General features: G+C 46.1%; 18 protein-coding genes and 4 tRNA genes. 9 read left to right on the top strand and 13 right to left on the bottom strand.

Features of this window, described 5'->3' with window-relative positions; all coding sequences use genetic code 11:
* Window positions 1–389: 389 nt before the first annotated feature.
* From L1D44_RS18570 to dnaQ, 6 genes are all read right to left on the bottom strand, one after another.
* A tRNA-Asp gene (locus L1D44_RS18570) sits at window positions 390–466 on the bottom strand.
* A 77-nt stretch (window positions 467–543) separates the two neighbouring features.
* Window positions 544–620: transfer RNA gene (locus tag L1D44_RS18565), tRNA-Asp, on the bottom strand.
* Window positions 621–700: 80 nt separating this feature from the next.
* Window positions 701–777, bottom strand: a tRNA-Asp gene (locus L1D44_RS18560).
* Between the two features lie 83 nt (window positions 778–860).
* Window positions 861–937 (bottom strand) — tRNA-Asp (locus tag L1D44_RS18555).
* A 122-nt stretch (window positions 938–1,059) separates the two neighbouring features.
* Window positions 1,060–2,382 (bottom strand): TIGR03503 family protein, encoded by a 1,323-nt coding sequence (locus L1D44_RS18550; RefSeq protein ID WP_239892778.1) that lies wholly within the window; start codon window positions 2,380–2,382, stop codon window positions 1,060–1,062.
* 22 nt (window positions 2,383–2,404) lie between these two features.
* Window positions 2,405–3,133, bottom strand: coding sequence for a DNA polymerase III subunit epsilon (dnaQ, locus tag L1D44_RS18545; RefSeq protein ID WP_239892777.1), 729 nt, complete (start codon window positions 3,131–3,133; stop codon window positions 2,405–2,407).
* Window positions 3,134–3,205: 72 nt separating this feature from the next.
* Between dnaQ and rnhA the strand changes: the two genes are divergently transcribed.
* Entirely contained in the window at window positions 3,206–3,691 is a 486-nt protein-coding gene (gene rnhA / locus L1D44_RS18540; protein WP_239892776.1) for a ribonuclease HI, read from the top strand.
* 107 nt (window positions 3,692–3,798) lie between these two features.
* Here rnhA and L1D44_RS18535 read toward each other — a convergent pair whose 3' ends face one another.
* Both L1D44_RS18535 and L1D44_RS18530 read right to left on the bottom strand, forming a co-directional pair.
* Window positions 3,799–4,695, bottom strand: a complete 897-nt coding sequence (locus L1D44_RS18535; RefSeq protein ID WP_239892775.1) for a LysR substrate-binding domain-containing protein — start codon at window positions 4,693–4,695, stop codon at window positions 3,799–3,801.
* Between the two features lie 8 nt (window positions 4,696–4,703).
* Complete coding sequence (locus L1D44_RS18530; RefSeq protein ID WP_239892774.1) at window positions 4,704–5,444, bottom strand: class I SAM-dependent methyltransferase; 741 nt, start codon at window positions 5,442–5,444, stop codon at window positions 4,704–4,706.
* Between the two features lie 137 nt (window positions 5,445–5,581).
* Here L1D44_RS18530 and gloB point away from each other — a divergent pair, with 137 nt between their 5' ends.
* Window positions 5,582–6,358: a hydroxyacylglutathione hydrolase gene (gloB, locus tag L1D44_RS18525; protein WP_239892773.1), complete on the top strand. Its 777-nt coding sequence runs from the start codon at window positions 5,582–5,584 to the stop codon at window positions 6,356–6,358.
* Between the two features lie 90 nt (window positions 6,359–6,448).
* A complete protein-coding gene (locus tag L1D44_RS18520; RefSeq protein ID WP_239892772.1) occupies window positions 6,449–8,008 on the top strand; it encodes a LysM peptidoglycan-binding domain-containing protein in 1,560 nt (519 codons plus the stop codon).
* An 84-nt stretch (window positions 8,009–8,092) separates the two neighbouring features.
* Here L1D44_RS18520 and L1D44_RS18515 read toward each other — a convergent pair whose 3' ends face one another.
* From L1D44_RS18515 to L1D44_RS18505, 3 genes are all read right to left on the bottom strand, one after another.
* Entirely contained in the window at window positions 8,093–8,680 is a 588-nt protein-coding gene (locus tag L1D44_RS18515) for a BsuPI-related putative proteinase inhibitor (RefSeq protein ID WP_239892771.1), read from the bottom strand.
* The gene (locus L1D44_RS18510) at window positions 8,680–10,506 is read right to left on the bottom strand and encodes an AsmA family protein (RefSeq protein ID WP_239892770.1); all 1,827 of its coding nucleotides are present in this window, start codon (window positions 10,504–10,506) and stop codon (window positions 8,680–8,682) included. The genes L1D44_RS18515 and L1D44_RS18510 overlap by 1 nt, the downstream gene beginning before the upstream one ends.
* Before the next feature lie 71 nt (window positions 10,507–10,577).
* Window positions 10,578–11,078: a putative 4-hydroxy-4-methyl-2-oxoglutarate aldolase gene (locus L1D44_RS18505; protein ID WP_220767485.1), complete on the bottom strand. Its 501-nt coding sequence runs from the start codon at window positions 11,076–11,078 to the stop codon at window positions 10,578–10,580.
* Window positions 11,079–11,266: 188 nt separating this feature from the next.
* Between L1D44_RS18505 and L1D44_RS18500 the strand changes: the two genes are divergently transcribed.
* The gene (locus L1D44_RS18500) at window positions 11,267–11,584 is read left to right on the top strand and encodes a hypothetical protein (RefSeq protein ID WP_239892769.1); all 318 of its coding nucleotides are present in this window, start codon (window positions 11,267–11,269) and stop codon (window positions 11,582–11,584) included.
* A 402-nt stretch (window positions 11,585–11,986) separates the two neighbouring features.
* Here L1D44_RS18500 and msrQ read toward each other — a convergent pair whose 3' ends face one another.
* Window positions 11,987–12,646, bottom strand: coding sequence for a protein-methionine-sulfoxide reductase heme-binding subunit MsrQ (gene msrQ / locus L1D44_RS18495; protein ID WP_239892781.1), 660 nt, complete (start codon window positions 12,644–12,646; stop codon window positions 11,987–11,989).
* A 41-nt stretch (window positions 12,647–12,687) separates the two neighbouring features.
* Window positions 12,688–13,710 carry a protein-methionine-sulfoxide reductase catalytic subunit MsrP gene (gene msrP, locus L1D44_RS18490; protein ID WP_239892768.1) on the bottom strand — a complete coding sequence of 341 codons (1,023 nt, stop codon included), beginning with the start codon at window positions 13,708–13,710 and terminating at the stop codon, window positions 12,688–12,690.
* A gap of 372 nt (window positions 13,711–14,082) precedes the next feature.
* Here msrP and rmuC point away from each other — a divergent pair, with 372 nt between their 5' ends.
* The 5 genes from rmuC (at window position 14,083) to L1D44_RS18465 (ending at window position 21,870) form a co-directional block, all read left to right on the top strand.
* Window positions 14,083–15,606, top strand: a complete 1,524-nt coding sequence (gene rmuC / locus L1D44_RS18485; RefSeq protein ID WP_239892767.1) for a DNA recombination protein RmuC — start codon at window positions 14,083–14,085, stop codon at window positions 15,604–15,606.
* A 27-nt stretch (window positions 15,607–15,633) separates the two neighbouring features.
* A complete protein-coding gene (locus L1D44_RS18480) occupies window positions 15,634–17,565 on the top strand; it encodes a transglycosylase SLT domain-containing protein (RefSeq protein WP_239892766.1) in 1,932 nt (643 codons plus the stop codon).
* Window positions 17,566–17,841: 276 nt separating this feature from the next.
* Entirely contained in the window at window positions 17,842–18,753 is a 912-nt protein-coding gene (locus L1D44_RS18475) for an AAA family ATPase (protein ID WP_239892765.1), read from the top strand.
* 76 nt (window positions 18,754–18,829) lie between these two features.
* Window positions 18,830–19,822, top strand: coding sequence for a DUF58 domain-containing protein (locus L1D44_RS18470; RefSeq protein ID WP_239892764.1), 993 nt, complete (start codon window positions 18,830–18,832; stop codon window positions 19,820–19,822).
* Entirely contained in the window at window positions 19,819–21,870 is a 2,052-nt protein-coding gene (locus L1D44_RS18465; RefSeq protein ID WP_239892763.1) for a DUF3488 and DUF4129 domain-containing transglutaminase family protein, read from the top strand. Before L1D44_RS18470 ends, L1D44_RS18465 begins: the two co-directional genes overlap by 4 nt.
* The last annotated feature ends 46 nt before the right edge of the window (window positions 21,871–21,916 follow it).

Below are 21,916 nucleotides of genomic sequence, written 5' to 3'. Positions count from 1 at the left end.
GTGCTAGGTGCTAGGTGTTAGGTGTTAGGTGTTAGGTGTTAGGTGTTAGGTGTTAGGTGTTAGGTGTTAGGTGTTAGGTGTTAGGTGTTAGGTGTTAGGTGTTAGGTGTTAGGTGTTAGGTGTTAGGCAAATAGCAAAGCAGGCAAGATATAGATTTAAAAGTCGTATAACTAAAAAGGGTTTAAATTAAAACACCAAAAGAAAAAGCCCTTACATTCTTTATCAGTAAGAAGTGTAAAGGCTTTCATCTTTATATTGGCACAGCGGATTGGCTCGTAATACTGACGAACCCGCGACCCCGGCGTGACGGGGTTATCCAACAAAAAGAATTTAAAATCCACAGAACGAAAAAAGCCTCTACATTGCTGTAGAGGCTTTCATCTTTGTGTTGGCGGAGCGGACGGGACTCGAACCCGCGACCCCCGGCGTGACAGGCCGGTATTCTAACCAACTGAACTACCGCTCCTAAACTTTTTTAGAAACCGTTAACTTGATTTCTACGTTATTGCTATGTCACTAACAATAACGGACTTGCTACTAAATTGGCGGAGCGGACGGGACTCGAACCCGCGACCCCCGGCGTGACAGGCCGGTATTCTAACCAACTGAACTACCGCTCCAAAACTTTTACAGAAACCATTAACTCGATTTCTAATGTTATTGCTATGTCACTAACAATAACTGAACTTACTACTAAAATTGGCGGAGCGGACGGGACTCGAACCCGCGACCCCCGGCGTGACAGGCCGGTATTCTAACCAACTGAACTACCGCTCCAAAACCTTGCTAGAAATCAATCATGTTGATTTCTAATGTTACCCGTTATGTCACTAACAAATAACTAAAATTTAGTACTTGATTGGCGGAGCGGACGGGACTCGAACCCGCGACCCCCGGCGTGACAGGCCGGTATTCTAACCAACTGAACTACCGCTCCACATCAAGTGCGGTGAATAATACGTAGAGAGAGGTAGTCCGTCAATAAGTTTTTTATAAGATCTTTACTGACTAGTCGAAAAACGAACAATTCGATTTTTCTAGGGCATTTACCGACAGAAACTAGCTTTTTCCGACTGGATTATCAGTATCTTCCGGCATAGTCAGATCGATTTGGTCCAATTCGAGCAATACCTTTTCTCGGCGGATCTCTTTTTCCAGTCGCGCCTCCGTAGCGGCTAATGCTTTTTTAAGGTTACTGCGTTTGCGGATAAACAATAAAACCACAATCCCAATAATCACTAAAACCACATTAATCGAAACGAGCAATACGATAGCCTTCTCTTTCGCCTGCTGCTCCTCGGCCTTTGCTATCGCTTCGGCTCTAGCGGCGAGCTCCTCTTCACTCGGTGGTGGTTCTGGTGGTTGGATAAGATTAAAAAACAGCTCTGGTAGAGTTAAATAGATCTCTCTGCCATCGTGTGTGGTACTTACCGCATTGAGTTTTAAATCATAGCTACCGAAATCTATCACTCTCGGTAAGATAAACTGAGTCTGTTTATCACTGAAGTGAGCCACAGTTACCGGAATAACCTTCCCGGTAGGTCCCATAATTTCCGCTTCGAGATGGGTTTGCTCTAGCAATAGCACTTCATCATCTATCTGAATGTCTAATGTCCAGATCCCCGAATCGGGGTTATCAGTCTCTAACAGGGCCACAGTAATTGGCCTTTTAGACAACCTAAACTCCTGTGAGTACTCACGCTCTAGCACAGTGTTTTTTGCCTGAACCTGTAAGGTGTAATCCCCCCATGGCTGCTCTAGATTTAAATCACTGGTAAAGACACCATCATCGGGCTGCTCATCGAGTGCCTCACCGTTGTCTCGGTATGCGCCAACGATTATGGTACCTGCGGCGTAGTTTTCATCTGCGGTATTATTTTTACTGATAAAGCGCGCCGTCCAGTTCATCATAAAATCGAGACCGGGCAAACGAACCTTCTGCTCATCACCAAGCAGTCGAGCCGTTAACTTAAGGCGCTCACCTTGAAAAAGCGGCTGCGGAATGGCGTCAACATCAACCGATAGCGCCGAGACTTTCTCAATCACTGAGCCCTCGACCACTTGCCCGAGCAGTTGCCAGGGACCAGGCATAGGTTTCTTGATGGTGATCATGTCACCGGTTAATCCCTCCATCCAAGTGACGGTGGCTTCGGGATGACGATTAACATACCATTTGCTGCCATCAGGAAGCACTATCACCACTGGAGCACTACCGTACTCACGGTGAATAAGTAAGGTCATAGAATCGACCATATGATCAATTCTAAAACGATTTTTCAGTTCGGAAGCATGATTGGAGAGCACCACATTCGCCAGTGCGACTGCACTAATAGAGAGGTAGCAGAGTACAAAAGCCGTAAAAAGTTTGACTCTTCTAATCATATTGGGACTCATAAAATGACAGTTATCCGCGCCAGAGGCATTGTCCTGATTTCGCGACTAGGTCTAATCGCTCTTCGTGTCTAATCAGTTCATCGGCCGATGCGGCGATCACTTTAAGTTTTGATCGATTTGGACTTAGACGATTAATCCCGCCGCCCTCTTGTCCTGCTTTTTCACTAGAAAGGTTAAATTTGGTTTGTCCCCCCGTCATCAACAGATAGACGTCAGCCAAAATCTCGGCATCGAGTAATGCGCCGTGAAGATCACGCGCCGAGTTGTCGATACCGTATCGTTTACATAGGGCATCTAGGTTGTTCTTTTGCCCTGGGTGTAAAAACTTAGCCACTTCAAGGGAGTCAAGTACCTGACAGATATCTGTGGTCTTCGGGCCGAGAGGCTGCAGCATAGAGAACTCATGATCCATAAAGCTAACGTCGAAGTTTGCGTTATGTGCCACGATCTCTGCGCCATCGATAAAGTCGATAAAACTTTGAGCAATTTCATGAAACTTGGGCTTATCTGCCACGAACTCGTTGGTAATACCGTGGACCGCAATCGCCTCTTCATCAATGGGCTGCTGCGGATTGATATATTCATGATAGTGACGGCCGGTTAAACGACGGTTAACCACCTCGACACAACCAATTTCAATAATACGGTGACCTAAATAAACCGGACCGCTGGATTGGTTCATACCTGTGGTTTCGGTATCGAGAATAATCTGCCGCTTGGCACTTGAAACAATATTCATATGAATTTATACATTTCTCAGTTAAATTTTTTGGGTATACTCGCCCGCAATTATAGCTATGGTAGCAACTTGATGACTGGACTGAAACAGATCTCTATCTATACCGACGGTTCTTGCCTAGGAAATCCGGGTCCTGGCGGTTATGGCATCGTTTTAAAGTACAAAAAACACACCAAAGAATTGGCCGATGGCTTTTCTCTCACGACCAATAACCGTATGGAGCTACTTGCACCTATTATCGCACTAGAGGTATTAAAGGTGCCGTGTCAGGTAATATTAACCAGCGACAGCCAATATATGCGTCAAGGCATCACTCAGTGGATCCATGGCTGGAAACGTAAAGGCTGGATCACCTCGACCAACCAGCCAGTAAAAAATGTCGATCTCTGGCAACGCCTAGACGCAGTGTCTCAACGTCATCAAGTTGAGTGGCGTTGGGTTAAGGGCCACGCTGGCCACAGCGAAAACGAACGCTGTGACGACTTGGCTCGCCAAGCCGCCGAAGCTAAACCGACACAAGAAGATAGCGGCTATATTGCTCAGCAGAAACAAGATTAACACTTGCCGTTTAAGCTTTTTGTTTAAGCTTATGGTTTAAACCGTAAGAAACTGCACTCATGCAGTTTCTTAGTATCAACTTTTGCCAGCGCTTTAAACGAACAAGATTAACTTTCCGTATTTAAAAAAGTCTGGCAAAAATTGATAAAGGCCAAGCCCACTGGCGTAAATTGGCGGCTCTTATGATGAATACGATAAAACTTGCGCTCTAACGCCAACCCCTCTACTTCAATAATCGCCAACTCCTTACGGATCAATTCTTTCTCAAGCGTTAACTCAGATAACACCCCTAGCCCCGCCCCTTGTTTGACCGCTTGCTTAATGGCATCGGGAGTCGAGAAACGAAATTTCTCTTGTGGTTGCATATCCAATGCGTTCGCGGCATTAACAAAGCAGTCGCGGGTGCCAGAGCCCTCCTCTCGCATCACCCAAGGCATTCCACTTAGCTCACTTGGAGCCACGATTTTACCGGCTAACGGGTGCGCTGGATGGCAAAATATCAATAACTTATCTTTGTGCCATGCCTCGACCGCGATACGGCTATCGAGACATTGCCCCTCGACAAAGCCCATCTCGCTTCTAAACTCCAGTACAGAGTTAATGACCTTTTGACTATTGTCGATATCCACATTCACAAGCGTGTTGGTATGCTGCTGACAAAATGCGACCGCCGACTTTGCCAAGAGATAATTGCCGATAGTGGAACTGGCACTCACACAGAGGTTCCCCCCAAGTTCTGCCCCTGCTGGCGAGAAAGCATGTTCAATCTGATCGATTTTTTGCAGTGCTTGAGTGGCTAAGGGTAATAACAGACTTCCTTGGGAGTTCAGGCGCAAACGATTGCCGATACGCTCAAATAATCGCGTATCCAGTTGCTTCTCTAGTTCCGATAACGCCATCGATGCCGCAGGAGATGACAGGTTGAGCATCTCAGCCGCCTTTGCTACTTGACCACTTCGAGCGACCGATTCAAAGACGGCCAGCTGTTTTAATGTAATACGCATTGAGACTCTTAAAATTCGTTTGAAGATTTTGGCGCATGTCCTGTCCGACTCGCGCTGGGGGCTGTAGACCAGTTTGGCCGCTTCACTTTACGCTTTACCTGTATTGGCGTTAACGGGCTTTCTAATTTTTTCGCCACCAAAACATAAACACTCCCCGTACTAGGCAGCCAGGATTTGAGTGCATGGGACCAAATATTGCCAACTTTAACATCACCAAGCAGATGATGATGCAGAATACGCTCATCGGCAACCACTTGATAACCCAAGAGGCCTAGCCAATCTTTAACCCTTGATGGCATAAAGAAACGCCCGCACCAAGGGATCTCTTGCTGATGTTTAGGCAACATCTTCCCAAAAAACATCGGGCTAAGGGGATTGAATCCGGTGATGACCAAGTGTCCTCCAGAGATTAATACTCTGTCCACTTCGCGAAGTAAGCGATAGGGGTCGGCCTCAAACTCAAGTAGAAAGTTCATCACCACCGCATCGATACTGGCATTTTGGATCGGTAACTGACAGTAATCTCCCTCAATATCTGCCTGCGCCTCATCGAATAGTGAATATTTGCGATTGATACCTACGCCGGTTTTAGCCATTTTATGACTCAAGGGGCCTAAACTCAGTAAGTAGTAGCCAAAAATTCTTGGCCACCAAGGAGACAGCGTCTGCTCTACGCTTTCACGAATAACCGGGCCATTAGGGAGTTCTGACCAATGATAAGGCTTTAACGGTAATGCTGACTGTGACAAATCAATCTCCAAAATCACTGATGCTCTACTTTAATAACGAAAGCGGTATACAAGCAATAGCTTTGCTCAGTAAACTGGTTTAAGCGCTCAAATTATTTAGCGAGAGCGGTAACTTAATTAAATGAGAGAGTTTTGACATGTTACATATCACTCCATTACCCGCGTTTGATGATAATTATATCTGGCTGTTTCAATCTCAGCAAAATACTGGCGTCTATGTGGTCGACCCCGGTGATGGTCAAGTTGTCATTGACTATTTATCCCAGACCCAGCAACCTCTGCTCGGGATCCTCATTACCCATCATCACCATGACCACACTGGAGGGATAGCGGCACTTGTCGCCAAGTTCGGTGACAACCTGCCCGTATATGGCCCCCAAGTTGAAAATATCGTCGGTATTAACCGCCCTATTTCAGAAAGCGGTAATATCACATTAGATCATAGCGACTTAACCGCCCGTATCATTGAGGTGCCGGGTCACACCCTAGGCCATATCTGCTATCTCATTGAAGATGTGCTATTTTGCGGTGACACCCTGTTTAGCGGCGGCTGCGGTCGTCTATTTGAAGGCTCAGCCGAGCAGATGTACAACTCATTAACCGAGTTAGCTCAGTTAGCCGATACCACTAGGGTCTGCTGCGCTCATGAGTACACCTTAGCTAATTTGGCCTTTGCTAATCGGGTCGAGCCTGACAATGAGGCACTTATCGATTACACAGAGAAAGCCAATGCACTGCGCGCTCAAAACCGGCCGACCTTACCCTCCTCTATCGGTTTAGAAAAGGCGATTAACCCCTTTTTAAGAAGTGATCGTGCTGAAATTTGGCAATCTTTATCCATTCAATTCCAACAACCTATCGAAAATCCGTTGCAAGGCTTCGCACTTCTGCGTCAATGGAAAGACAATTTCTAAAAAATAATCTACAATAGCCCGCTATTCGAGCGCCACCAAGCCAGATCTATTCTGGCTTTTTTGAGCCTAATTAGAGGACACACATTTTAGATGCGCGTACCATTTTTATTCGTCGCAGGGGGCATTGCCCTGTTGACAGGTTGTCAAACATTAGACAGCCAGCAGACTTCGGAAAGGATCCCTGCCAAGCCAGTTGCAGTTGAGAAAGTCGCCCAAAAACCTATCGAGCCAGAAGTTGTTGAGGTCGTTGAGATCACCGATATTTGGCAACGTATTCGTCTCAATTTGCAGATGGAAATACCCGATGAGAAACTCGTTCGCCAATATCGCGACTGGTACATAAAGCATCCTCAACATTTAGAGCGCGTATCTGAACGCGCTACGCCATTCATGTATCTGATTGTAGATGAAATTGAAAAGCGTAATCTACCAATTGAGTTAGCCCTTCTACCAATTGTTGAAAGTGCATTTGATCCCTTTGCCTACTCACATGGTGCGGCGTCGGGCCTTTGGCAATTCACCTCACCAATGGCACGCCACTTCGGGCTACAAATGAACTGGTGGTATGACGGTCGAAGAGATGTGCCTGCGGCCACAACCGCTGCTTTAGATATGCTTGAGTACCTGCATGGTAAAACAGGTCAAAATTGGCTATACGCCATCGCCGCTTACAATACCGGTGAAGGACGGGTGATCAACGCGGCTAAGCGAAATAAGAAAAAAGGAATTTCGACAGACTTCTTTAGCCTAAACCTGCCAAGAGAAACTGAGCGTTATGTGCCTCAGTTACTTGCACTCGCCGATGTGATTAAAAATGCCGATAAGTATGGCATTAAACTGACTCCGATCAGCAATGAGCCTCAGATCGAAGTTGTCGACATAGGCAGTCAAATTGATTTAGCACTAGCGGCAGACATCGCCGAGATGACTACATCGGAGCTACACAAGTTAAACCCTGGCTTTAACCGCTGGGCTACTGCACCTGAAGGGCCGCACAAACTTGTGCTACCAATCGATAAAGCAGATGCGTTTAAACTTGCGTTAAATAAGACGAATACGACTGAACGCCTTAATTGGGAACGCTATAAGATCAAGTCGGGCGACAGCTTAGGCTTAATTGCAAAGCGTTATCGTACAACGGTTTCGGCATTAAAAGCGGTCAACGATATTAATGGCAATACCATTGTCGCTGGCAAGTTCCTGCTTATCCCAGTTGCTGCGAAAGATCTCGATGAGTACCTTCTATCTGCCGACCAACGCTTGGCCCGTCAGCAAAATAAAGCTCGCGGCGCGAGTAAAATCACTTACAAAGTTAAGTCTGGTGATTCGCTTTGGAAAATCGCCAAGCAGCACAAGGTAAAAATAGCGCAGCTTGCAAGCTGGAACAGCATGGCACCAAAAGACTCATTACAGATCGGCCAAAAGTTGGTGATCTGGTCTGGCACCGCAACCAGCAAGAGCGGGTTAAGCGAAGTAATGCGTACTGTTAACTATAAGGTTCGCAGCGGTGACTCATTGGCGCGTATCGCCAGTAAATTCAACGTTAGCGTTAACGATCTTGTACGCTGGAACTCACTTGAAAAGAGCAAGTACCTGCAACCGGGACAGATGCTGAAGCTCTATGTTGATATGACAAAAGTCAGAACTTAAACGACATAGACATAGCACTCACGTTTCGAGAAAAATAAAAGGCGACCTTAGGTCGCCTTTTTTGTCACTGTCACATTAACAATGTTAGAAGTGGTAGATCACCGGATGCATCGCAGGACGTTGGGACTCTGTCGCGCGTCCTGCAAAAATCGCTTTCAGGCTATAGCCTTTACCTATCTTAGCCGCTATATCCGCAGGGATTTTAAACTTAACGTATTGAGTTTTCCCCGCTGGCATCACCCCTTCTCGAATCGCTTGGGTGAACATCATCTCATTTGACCATGCCCAAACTCGCTCACCCTGAGGGTTAAGTAGCCATAGATCTGCCGTCATACCAGATGGGAACATTAATGGAATGCCATAACGCTGCTTATTAGTGTATTCCAGCGTGATATCTGTATTAGTGTTAACCACAAGCTTAGCGTCTAACAACTCTTCCCCCATAGTTTTACCCTCTTTAAACTGTCGCGGTTCGCCATTACCAGCCCCAACAATGCCGGCCGTTGCCGCTGGAGAGGACTTGATAGGTTGCACTTGAGGCTCGCTCGGCGTACTCACCGCAGCCGTACTAAGGTTGTCTTCAGCGCTCTTCATATTTGCAGCCTCAATTTGCTGGCCTGAACAGCCCAGCAAAGCAACTGCGATTAAGGGTAAAAATCGTTTAATAGCCATTAAAGGCCTCCAAATTTCTTGAACAACTTATCTTTAAGTTTATCGGTCTCATCTTTGAGCTTTGAATCGAGCAAGGCCTTCGTATCTAGGGCAAATTTCGGCTCAGACATAGTGCCGCTAATGGCAAATGGGATTTCAACGCCGTAGAGTGCATCGCGCTTCTCACCGCCTTGGCCTTCGAGTGAGCCGACAACAGAAGTGGTTAACTTATAGTCTAAAGCCTGATTAATAATATTCGCAGTTCCCGCGCCTTTGAGGCGGATCAATGGTGATGCCATATCCAGATCCGGGTTGGTTACCACACCTTTGGCGACATTAAATGAACCAGTCATGCTGGTAAAGTCAGTCTTCTTCTCACTAGTACTCGAACTTGCCGAGAGATCGCCGCCCAGCTTCGCTTTCGCTTCACGGATCATCTGTGGGATATTCACGCCATGGATGGCACCATCGGCAATCTCAAATTTACCGTTTGCAACAAGGTTCTTCTTTAGATTGTCAGGCAGTAGGCTGCGCCCCTTACCTGCTACATTAAAGTTTGCTTTACCATCTAACAGGTCCACTTCGGCCAAATCGATTAACAAGGCTCGAATATCTACCTCAGATAGATGTTCATCAAACTGGTATTTGGCAACCTTTTCACGACCATCTAGCTTGGCAGTGGCGCTGACTTTGCCGCCGTATAGATCAGCCGATAACTGTTTAACATCGGCTATACCGTTTTTCATCTGTAGCTTCATCACCCAGTTTTGAGTTTTTAAGTTGGCGACTTTGACCGACTTAACACTCACACCAACATCGAGATTAACCGACTTCATCGCTCTCAAGTCTGGCTCAACCGCGTTCGATGCTGTGGTCGCCGATTTGTCTTGGCTAGCCGCCTCGCCCTCTTGTTTTGGCAATAACGCATCAAGATCGACATCACCGACCTCAAGCTTGGCCACGACATTCGGTACCTTACTGCCATATGCGATATCGAGTTTGCCCTTAGCATCGATATTAGCGGCACTAAAACTTGATAGCACAAGATTCATCGTCTGCTTATCTAACGCAACGATGAGTGAGGTGTTAAGATCTGCCTTTAAACTGCCATTTGGTATCCCCTCACCAGTCACTTGATTACTCACCGCGAAATCGTTAATGGTAATAGTCTGCAGATCTTGAGCAACCTTGAGCTGGCCGCCCCCTTGGCTTACAAGCTTGAAATCAGGCAAAGTGGCTGAAAATTCGTACTTTAGCGGAGCAAACTCTCCCAGCTGAAAGCGACCTAAAGTCAGCTCTTTGAGGTCAAATAATTGCTCTGTGTTATTCAGGTGATCGATATTAATAATCTTAGTATTGGTAATTGCGATACCGCCTATATCGAGGCGGGCAAGCGTTGCATTACTTGTGCCACGGCTTTGCGTCGATGACTCTGTGGCGCCCTTGGCATCGGCCGTCGCCGCCAAGCCATCGAAACTGGTACGGCCATCGGTTTGCGTTTCAAGCTTCAAAGTCAGGCCATCGAGATTTAACTGAGAGATCTCAACTTCTTTCTTTAGCAGTGGCATTAATGCCACTTCGGCAACAACCTGATTAACCGCCACCATAGAACTATTTGTGAAGCCTTGTGGGTTCGACAAGGTGATCTGCCCAAGCTCAATCCCTAAAGTTGGGAAGAAAGTCCAAGAAAGATCGCTGCCGATAGTCAAATTACGTCCCGTTTGCTCCTTTACGAGATCGACAATTTGCGGCTTAAAATCATTGGGGTCAAAGATCACTGTGACATATAGCACCAAGGCAAGCACTAGGCCTAAGACTGTTATAAAAAACCATTTTAAAAATTTCATGATAGATCCCATCTATTATCACTGAAACACTTAAGTAAAAAGACTCTTTTAAAGAGACGAATACACACAGATTACTCTAAATTTAGCACGGATATATCTAATGCTCGATTGGCAACGGCGACACCGTTAGCATCGGCGTAGATAAATGACTGTGGAGATATGATAACCCCATATATTTCAACTGCAAGGTTCACCTCTCCCAAGCCTTTTTTCTCGGTTTTTATCGGGTTAGCGCCAACAGCCTTGACGCCAAGGTTAATGGTTTTCAGTGTCGCCACATCGCGAACGCAACCAAAAATAACCACGCCATGCCAGCCATTGTCAGCTCCGCTCTGGGCTATCATATCGCCCATTAGCGCACAATCCATCGCGCCTTGGCCATCAACGACTAAGACTTTCCCTCTGCCATCTTGGGCCAGAAGCTGTTTAACTTTTGAATTGTCTCGATAACACTTAACTGTGACCACTTCGCCCCAAAAACACTCTTGTTTACCGAAGGAGGTAAACATCGGAGGAAGCAAAATCAGTTCATCGCCATAGGCATCGAATAAGTCGGGTAATAGATCTAACATTTAGCCTCCATGCATACAGATAAGTAAAACTATCCATAGACTGACAGGTAAAGCGTAGAAACCCAAGTATTAACAACCGAATTTAGGCATAATTTATGACATCGAGACTTTTCCACGATGAAAATACAAACTATAATATTAATCAATGTTTGTACTCGGAATCCTCCGTACTTTAACCGTAGGTAAAAATGAACACTAATATCGAATTAGAGAGTGCTATCGCTGCGCTTGACCAGTATGGTTATGACAAGAAACATTCTAGCGACCTAGAGCAAGCTCGTAATAAAGCCCAGATGTTAAAATATATCGACTCCCTAGACTTTAGTCTTCGTCGATTATTAATATTGCAAGAAGCAGTTGATGAGCTTGTTGAAAAAGAAAAGAAACTACTCGCTCAAAAAGAAAATATTCAGACATATAAAACAAAAATAATTAACCTTTCTCGTCAATTTAATATTTCATATGATGAAGTTGTTCAGATAATGAAACAACAAGAAAACAGTTAAGTATTCAACTATTCTACATCGATATTGTTCACAGTTATTAAGACTGAATACAAAAGCATACAGCTTAATTAATAACCTACCGATAATGTCGTCGAGTCGATGTTGCAGCCTATGGATGGGCTTTCTCTCCGCGACTAATCGCGTCTAGCAAAACGCGCCTGCCTTAGAGAGCCTTCTCTAGAGACTCGCACCCTCGAAACTTGCACCTAGAAACCATGTCGCCATCACTGGCAATAGCACTGATGCTGAGACACTGCGCTACCCTCATCAGATAAAAGTGCTTAGCTTTAAGTCGCTAACATTGGCAAGATAACCCTCGACGTCTTAAATCAAACCTATCGCCCTTCGCTACAGACAAGTGAATATAAATGCTATAAAAACAGTGCTCAATATATTCACAATTTAGCTTTGTTTGCCTTTAGTTTTTTTATTGCTCAGCGAAATATTAAAATACTTAAATAGCGTCTGTTTAATATTTTTAATTTTGCTAACTCTAAGCCAAAGTAAAAAACTAAAAAACACCAAGTACAAACTAGGCTCAATAATTTCAGACTTAACCGACCAGTAGAAATGAACTGGGACTAATATGGCAACAAGGTAAATACCATTATGAAGCTGTTGCCAGCGTTTACCCATTGTTCGCCTAACGACTTTAAACGAGGTAAACGCTAACGCCGCCAGCAGAATATAGGCCGTTGCGCCAACAAGTATGTAAGGGCGCTTAACCACCTCTTCAAAAAACAGTGACCAAGCAAACAATAGATCTAAGCTAAAAAACGCCAACACATGTAAACTGGCATAGACGAAAACATACAAGCCCACCAAGCGCCGAGTCTGCATCAAAACCCCCAGCTTAAATCGTTTAGCAAGCGGCGATATCAGCAGTGTCGCGGCTAAGGTATTTAATGCGCCAATGCCGGTAAAGTGGATAATATATTGCACCGGATCGCCGCCCGCATTATCACTCAGCACCTTCAGAACCATGTAAGCTATTGGGCTCAGCGCGATAAAGTGAAGCAAGGCTTTTAGCCAAAACAGATTACGGCTAGTCGAGCCCATGATTGTCCCCTGTAGATAGTCCCATCGATATTAGTATCATCACTTTAATAGAAACGTTTCAGATCGATGCCGCTATAGAGGCTGGCAACAGACTCGCCATAACCATTAAAAGGCAACGTCTTGATACGCTTTGCGGAGAAAAGCCCACCTTCTGCGATTCGCCTTTCCGATGCTTGGGACCATCTAGGATGGTCGACATCTGGGTTAACATTGGCATAAAAGCCATACTCACTTGGTGCGAGTTGATTCCAAGAGGTTGGTGGCTGCTTGTCAGTTAATCGAATGCGCACCACAGACTTAATGCTCTTGAAACCATACTTCCACGGAACAACCAAACGAATGGGAGCGCCATTTTGCGGCGGCAGTGTTTTGCCGTATAACCCAACAGACATAAAGGTTAAATCATTCATCGCCTCGGCTAAGGTTAACCCCTCCACATAGGGGTAATGAATACCTCCGCCAACATAGGGGTTCTTTTGCCCCGGCATCTGCTCAGGATCGTACAAGGTCTCAAAGGCCACATACTTGGCTCGACTGTTTACCCCGACCTTTTTCAACAAGCTCGCTAACGAGAATCCCACCCAAGGGATCACCATAGACCAAGCCTCAACACAGCGAAAATTATAGGCGCGTTCCTCTAGCGGAAACAGCTTAAGCAGATCGTCGTAATCGAGCGTCATTGGCTTATCGACTTCACCATCGATAACCAAGGTCCATGGGTCGACTTTAAGCTCCTGAGCATTTTCTTGTGGGTCAGTCTTACTGGTACCGAACTCGTAAAAGTTATTATGAGAGATAATTTTCGACTCGGGCGTTAACTCGCCATAGAGGAGATGGTCATACTCAGTTTGCTTCTCGAAGGGTAATGCCTTAGTCAAAAAGGCCGTCTTTTGCTTATCACTTGAAAATAGCTCAAACACCCCAGCATTGGCATGAGACGAGAGTAACGCGCCAGCACCAACAAAGCCTAGCTGTTTTAAAATTCTTCTGCGATCGTGGTAGACAGCTTCAGGAGTAATCTCGCTATCTTTAATGTTATTCCAGGCAAGTGTTTTTTTTATATTCATCCGCTATTCCGCCCCATCTTTTACATTAATGCAAACTGCTTAACTAATCAGACCGAGCAAACAATAAAAAGGTTTCACTTTAGCTTCAAGTTAGATCTCATGAACAGATGACTATGTCAGCACTTACTTTATTAATCCTGTTATTAGACTTACAGTATCCCTATCGTTATGCGTCATAGCTAGTGCCTATAATCACCGCAAACCAAAGGTTGAAAATAAAAAGCTTTCACACAAAGTTACTTTCAACCCACTTCTCATTAACAGCTGATTATCTCTGCAGCACTTACTTTACTAATTGTGTGGTTAGGCTTGCAGTGACAAAACTGCCATGCCACCCTAAGGCTTCATTTATCATGTTAAGAGCCTTCTCACATGCCATTAGAGCTTGCATTCACTACGCCACAAATCGTCATCATTGCCGCCATAGGCTTTCTTTCTATGCTTATAGGCGCACTCTTTAATCAGAAGAAAACCCGCAGTAGATGGGAGCAAGCCCGAAGTCAGCTACTCGAAGAGATGGATCTGACCAAGCAGGAGCTTAACGGTGAAATTCTTGAGCTAAAAGAAACTATTCATCAGAAAGAATTAGTCATCGATCAGTATCAAGACAAACTCGAGTTTCGTTTAGAGCAATTAGGCAAGGCGCAAGCTCAAGCCGAGCGCACCCAAGAGCTTGAACAGTCACTGGCCGATAACCGCCGTAAACAGATGGAAACCCAACTGGCCTTGTCAAAGTCAAACGCTATGCAGCAGACACTCACCGCCAGCTTCGAAGCTAAACAGCAAGCGCTCAATGATAAAATACAGCTACTGGAAGATTCAGAGGTTCGCCTCAACGCCCAGTTTGAAAATTTGGCCACTAAAATCTTCGAAGCACGAAGTGAAAAACTACAAAGCCAGAATAACCAGCAGCTAGACAGTGTTTTAGCCCCTTTCAAGCAGCAGTTAGAAGGTTTCAGAGCTCAGGTTCAAGCATCCTATTCACACGAGCAGACCCAGCGCAGCGCGCTCAAACACCAGTTAGACTCATTAACCGAACTTAACTTAAAGATGAGTCAAGATGCTGTTAACCTCACTAAGGCACTCAAGGGCGATAACAAGCAACAAGGCAACTGGGGAGAGGTTATTCTAGAGCGAGTCTTACAAGAGAGTGGTCTAAGAGAGGGTCATGAATACGATACCCAGACCGATCTAAAAAATGAAATCGGTAAACGCTTTAAACCCGACGTGATTGTTCACCTACCTGAGAATAAAGACGTGGTTATCGACGCGAAAATGTCACTTGTGGCCTACGAGCGATACTTTAACAGCGATGATGAAGAGGTTCGCGCGCAGGCAATTAAAGAGCATATTATCTCGGTAAGAGCGCACATCAAGGGCTTAAGCCAGAAAGATTATCAAAAACTTCATGGTTTAAAGAGCCTTGACTATGTATTGATGTTTATTCCGCTCGAGCCTGCATTTCTGTTAGCGCTTGAGCATGATCCTAGCTTGGTAAACTACGCCCTTGAGAGCAACATTATGTTGGTTAGTCCAACCAACTTATTAGTGGCACTGCGTACCATTAACAATATTTGGCGCTATGAATACCAAAACCAAAATGCGCAGTTAATTGCCAAACAAGCTGGTAAAATTTATGACAAGTTGTGTGGCTATTTAGACGATATGGAAAAGCTAGGCCGTGCCATCGAATCGGCCGATAAAAACTTTTCCAACGCCATGAATAAGCTATCAACCGGTAAAGGCAACGTCATCCGTCAAGCGCACCAGATGCAGCAACTCGGTGTTGAAACCAGTAAAAAAGTGGATGCCCAACTTCTGGATAAAGCGCTAAGCTTATCGGGTGATGATTTTCATCACGATCCTGTGACGTTGCAAAGCGAAAGAATTTCTTAATAGAGGCAGTTAGGGGGATAGTTACAAATGCACAAGCAGTTGAGTCGCATTTTAATCACAATGGTAGCGGTGCTTGTATCCTCCAGCGCTACGGCTTCCTCACTCACTAAAGAGCAGCAACAATATCTGGATGCCCGCAGTGCACTCAATAAGAAGCAGCTAACGCGCTATGAATCACTTAGAGGTGAGCTGGATGACTATCCACTCACCATCTACCTCGATTTTAATCATAAAATTAACGACATCCTCAAACTGCCTGCTAAACAGGCTAAACAAGCGTTCAACACCTTTAAAGACAGCCCTCTGTATAACACGGCTCGCTACCGTTACCTGAAACGTAGTGGCAGTCAAAAACGCTGGAAAGACTTTCTTGTCATCAGTCCAGAGCAACCAAACAATGTCACGCTACAGTGCTACTATTTTCGGGCTCAGTTACAGCAAGGCGACAAACAAGTGGCGTTTGATGGTGCCGAGTCCCTATGGCTATATGGTCGATCCCGCCCAAAAGAGTGCGACCCTTTGTTTAAAGAGTGGCAAAAAGCGGGCCTACGCAGCCAAGAGTTAATTTGGTCGCGTATGTTACTCAGCTTCGAGCAGGGACAATATGGATTACTGTCCTATCTTTCTCGCCAATTGACCACCAATAAAGATGACGCTAAGCGCTTACTGGCCGTCTATAAAGATCCCCGTAGCCTACGCCATAAGTCAAAATTTAGCGGCTCGGCCAAGATCAATGCAACGATTGTGGACTTAGGTTTAAGAAAGCTGGCGAAGAAAGATCTCAAGCAAGCGGTCAAACTATTCGCCTCTTATCAAAAATCTGACCGATTCAGCGATTATCAAGGACGAAAGCTGAGCCGTTACCTAGTCAGACGTGCGCTAATTTATCAGACACCGGAACTGCAAAGCTATGTGGACACCATTCTGCCCCTACTCGATAGTGATGACTTGGTGGAGATGCGTCTACGTTGGGCACTTAGAGATAATGACCAGAAGAGCTTTAGCCTATTTTTGCCACAGTTGAGTGAGCAGAAACAAAACAGTGCCCGTTGGCAGTATTGGCGTGCGACACTGCTAGCAAAAGAAAGCAATCAGCAGAGCCAAGAGCAATCTCAAGCGCTATTTAACAAGCTCAGTCAAAAACGTAACTTCTACGGTTATCTTGCAGCCACTAAGCTGAAGGCTCCCCATCAACTACAACATAAAACCAGTGTCAGTGATGAGGCCCTTAGACCGGAGATATTCTCTGACAAAGGCTTAGCGCGAGTTCGAGAGCTTATCGCTATCGATAGACAATCAGATGCCCGAGCCGAATGGGTGATGTTACTCAACCGCCATGAAAAGCCGATGCAAAAGGAATATGCCGTCTATGCCGTTGAGCAAAGCTGGCATAGCCTAGGCGTACAAGCCAGTATTCAAGCGCAACTTTGGAACGACATGCAGATGCGTTTCCCCTATGCGGCGCAGCAATCCTTTACTAAAGCCAGTAAGAAGTATGGCGTCGATATCGATGATATCCGCGCCATCTCTCGCCGTGAAAGTGCCTACTTCCCCAATGCAACATCGGGAGTGGGTGCCAGAGGTTACATGCAGCTAATGCCTGCAACCGCCAAACAAACGGCCAAGAAAACAAAGCTGCCCTACAAGGGCACCAAAAGTTTATACGATGAAAAACTCAATATCGCCTTAGGCAGTGCCTATTACAGCGACTTACTCAAACAGTTCAATCACAACCGAGTACTCGCTACCGCGTCTTACAATGCGGGGCCTCACAGGATCAACAACTGGCTTAAACGCAGTGATGGCCAGCTCGATGTAGTCAGCTTCATCGAATCGATCCCCTATCGTGAAACTCGGGAATACGTGCAAGCGGTATTGAGCTACCGAGTCATTTATCAAGTCAAGCAAGGCAAAGTGCCTGAGTTACTTTCTGAGCAGGAGCTAACATTTAGCTACTAACCCACAGGGCTTCTTTTTAGCTGTATGCTTAACCCCTTATAGCGGTTGAGCATACAGCCCTTAAGCCAAGAAAACAGAATAAGCGGATTATTTCAACAACTTAGAACCAACTAAAACCGCCCTCCACAAGCTCTCTCGCCCTTATTGACACCATTAGCATATGCAAAATAACCTCGGCTATCTGGAAAGGAGAAGCGTTTTCCACCATAGTAAGAGTCAGAATGGATTTGTCACCTCTTTGAAAATAACAAAACATTGCTTGCACCAAGGACTCCTATGCACAATGACAATATTAACGCTATCTTGCAGCAACTCGACACAGTGCTACTCGGTAAGCCTCACCAGATTAAGCTGGCTCTAACCTGTATTCTGGCTAAAGGGCACCTGCTTATCGAAGATCTGCCCGGTATGGGCAAGACCAGCCTCTCTCAAGGGTTAGCGCAAACACTAGGCCTGAGCTACCAAAGGATCCAATTCACCAGCGACATGTTGCCAGCCGATATTCTCGGCGTTTCTATCTTCGATAAAGAGCAATCCCAATTCATCTTTCATCCCGGTCCTATCTTTAAACAGATGATCCTCGCCGATGAGATCAACCGTGCCAGTCCTAAGACTCAGAGTGCATTATTAGAGGCGATGGCTGAGCAGCAGATCACCGTCGATGGTGAAACCCATTCATTACCACAGCCTTTTTTTGTGATTGCCACTCAAAACCCCAGCGAACAATCAGGCACCTTCCCTTTGCCGGAATCACAGCTGGATCGCTTTATGATGCGAATATCCATAGGCTATCCAGCCCCAGAGGCTGAGCTGGCGATGTTAAAGGGGCAAGACAGCGTTTCGAAGGCGCAAGTACTGCCTCAATGCTTAACCCAATTAACCTTGCAAGAACTGCAGGCGATGACCCAAGAGATCAGCGCATCGGACGCACTGCTGCAGTATATTCTTGCCCTAGTAAATGCCTCAAGGGATGCACCACAAGGCGCTGGATTATCCCCTAGAGCCAGTAAGGCGATACTTCAAGCCGCAAAGGCTTGGGCAATGATTAGCGGTCGAAAATACTTGGTTCCCGAAGATGTACAAGCGATATTTCCACATGTCGCCGAACATAGAATCAGGCCATTTTCCCACCAGCAAGGTGAGGCGCTATCGGCTAAAATTCTCAATAAAGTCAACCCAATACTATAATTATTCGCACAAGGAGCCTAGTTTACCGAGTCTCCTTTACTCACAAATGAATGGTTAAGTTAATGACTAGGAGTTTATGCGAAATCAAAGGAAGATAAAAACTAGGTTAAACCAACAGTGGCAAAGCTGGATCTCACGGCGCCTGCCGGCCAAAGAGCGGATTACCCTTAGCCATAAGAGTATTTTTATTTTGCCGACAGGCTTTGGCCTGACTTGGCTGGCGCTGCTGATTATCTTGTTTTTATTTGGCACGAATTACCAAAATAACCTCGTCATGGGGCTGAGCTTCCTACTACTTAGCGTTTTCAATACCTGCATCATCTACAGCTATAAAAACTTAGCGGGGCTGACCTTATCTGGCACTCAAGCCAATAACCCCGTTGCGGGTCAGCCTATCTATTTTCCGGTAAACCTCACCTCCCCTAACAGCGCCTATGAAGTTCAGCTTAACTTTGAAAATCAACCCATTGAAGTCATCAACAAGGTTGACCCACACCAGACTCAAGCCCTCATCGGCTACAATAACGCCCACCGCGGCATCAATCACCCTGGGCGAATAAAAATAGAGACTCGCTACCCGTTAGGGCTTTTTCGCGCCTGGTCTCATATCGATTTAGCACTAACCCAGCTGGTTTATGCTAAGCCGATAGTCGATCCTAAACCACTGTGTTTAAGTGCTCAACAATCAGCGGATCAGCAAGCGACAGGTAAATATGTGGCAGGCATAGACGAATATAAAGGCTTGAAGGAATACGCCCGCGGGGAATCATTAAAGCAGGTCGCCTGGAAACAATGGGCCCAGGGTCGCGGCCTATTAACCAAAGAGTTTGAAGAACCTCAAGGCGCGCCAATGTGGCTTTCACTTGAGGATGAAATACAAGACCTTGAGTTGGCGTTAAGCCACCTTGCTTGGCATACCGAGCAACTGAGCAGCAAAGGGCAAGTTTTTGGGCTAAAAATTGGCGCGGTCTCAATCCCTCCCTCCCATGGCGAGCATCACCGAAAGCAGGTGCAGACCCAACTGGCCCTATTTCCCAACCCTAATACTTCTCCCAAGGCTGCTCTATGACAGTAAAAGAACAGCAGAGGATCTCCCGTCATACCTTGATGTGGCTGCTTATCACCAATATCGTCATCTTGTCTCCCCTCTATGAGCAAGTCACCCTGTGGTCGCTGGCGATCTGCGCCATCTGTATCTTCTGGCGCATCGGGATCTATCTTGGCAGAGTCGCTAAGCCGCCTAAATGGCTGGTAACGAGCCTGGCCTTCGCCTCTGCGATGACGCTAGCGATGGTGGCGGGTCAAATCGGTGTTCTCACTGCCATGGTCAACCTACTCATTCTAGGTTACGCACTTAAATACATCGAGATGCGTAATCGCCGTGATGTCCGTGCGGTCGTATTGGCGGGTTACTTCCTGATCGCCTTTACCTTCATCGATCAGCAAAGCCTATTTGCTAGCCTTCATCTATTAGTCGCCACCATGATTAACACCTGTGTACTCATTAGCCTCTATCACGATGAAGGCAACTTTAAATATGCGGCTCGATTGGGCGCTAAGATTATTTTGCAGAGTATTCCCCTTGCCATTATCTTGTTTCTAGTCTTGCCACGCCTCCCCCCATTGTGGATGGTACCGCCACAAAATGGTGCCCAAACGGGACTCTCCGATAAAGTGAGCTTTGGTGATATCGGCAAGCTAACCCGCTCCAGTGCCTTGGCCTTTAGAGCCACCTTTGATGGCAACGCCCCAAGCAATGACAAACTTTATTGGCGCGCCATTGTGTTGGAAGATTATAACGGCAAAGATTGGACTCAAAACCCAAGGATTATTGAGGCGCAATTGATGCAAACCGCACCTCTTCCGACTACTGAGCTTGCACGGCTAGGCGTAAACTCATCCACAATCGATTATCAGATCATTGCCGAGCCTAGCGCCCAACATTGGCTATTTGGCCTAGATGTTGCCACCAGCCAAGAGCCAGGTATAAAACATCTTGCAGATTTCAGCCTCTACGCCAATCGTCCCATAGATCAACGCCGCTTGTATCAAGTCACCAGCTTCAACGAGCTGATGATGGATAGGCAGTTAAGCGATAGCAGTAAAACGACTAACCTTGCACTTCCAACTGGGAGTAATCCTAAGACCCGCGCCTTGGCACAGCAATTTGCTATTAATTACCCCGATAGTGAGCAAAGGCTGAATGCCATGATGCGCTACTTCACTGAGCAGCCTTATTACTACACCTTGCAACCGCCTCGGGTCGGCAGACAGCAAATAGATGACTTCCTGATACAGAATAAGGCGGGATTCTGCGTTCATTACGCCAGTGCATTTGCTTTTATGGCCCGCGTAACCGGGATCCCGGCCCGTTTAGTTACCGGGTATCAAGGCGCGGAGTTCAATCCCAGTGCAGGTTATTACAGTATCTATCAATATATGGCCCATGCCTGGGTTGAAGCTTGGTTACCGGGCCGAGGTTGGGTACGCTTCGACCCCACAGCCATGATAGCCCCAGAGCGAGTCGAGCAAGGTTTCGATGCTTTTTTCGATCCCGAGTCCACCTACCTATTGGACAACCCTTTTAGCGCCCTTGCCTACCGTGATAACGCCTTACTCAACCAGATGCGCATACAACTGGCCAGTGTCGACTACTTCTGGAGTGTGTGGGTGCTCGGTTTCAATGACCAAAAACAGCAAAGGGTGCTTGAGGAGATCTTAGGCGAAGTCACCCAAACTAAACTCACCATCTTTATTGTCATTAGCCTCTGTGTGATCGGCTTGACCATCGCCTATAGCGCTGGCCTAATTCAGTTCCACCGCTCAAGTGATAAACACCTTAACGCCTATTACTCCGTCTGTAAGCTTCTGCGCCAAAGAGGACTTGCCAGGGCCCACAACGAAGGCCCGCTCGATTACAACAAGCGAGTGGCAGCCGCCTTTCCCGACATTGCCGAAGACTTCGGCAAGTTGACTCAGTACTTCATCACTATTAAGTATCAAAACCTCAGTAAGCGTGGCCATAGACGCTTTTCCCGATTACTTATCAAGCAATCGAGATGGCTAAAAATCAATATCATTAAACAGAGATTGGCACTTAATAAAACAAACACATAGAATGGTTTGATCTGGCAGACTCTCTGCCCATTCGCCTGCATTGTTG

Origin of the sequence: Shewanella sp. Isolate13, from assembly GCF_022398325.1 — a bacterium.
Classification (GTDB): Bacteria; Pseudomonadota; Gammaproteobacteria; order Enterobacterales; family Shewanellaceae; genus Shewanella.
This window is presented reverse-complemented; position numbering and strand designations above follow the sequence as displayed.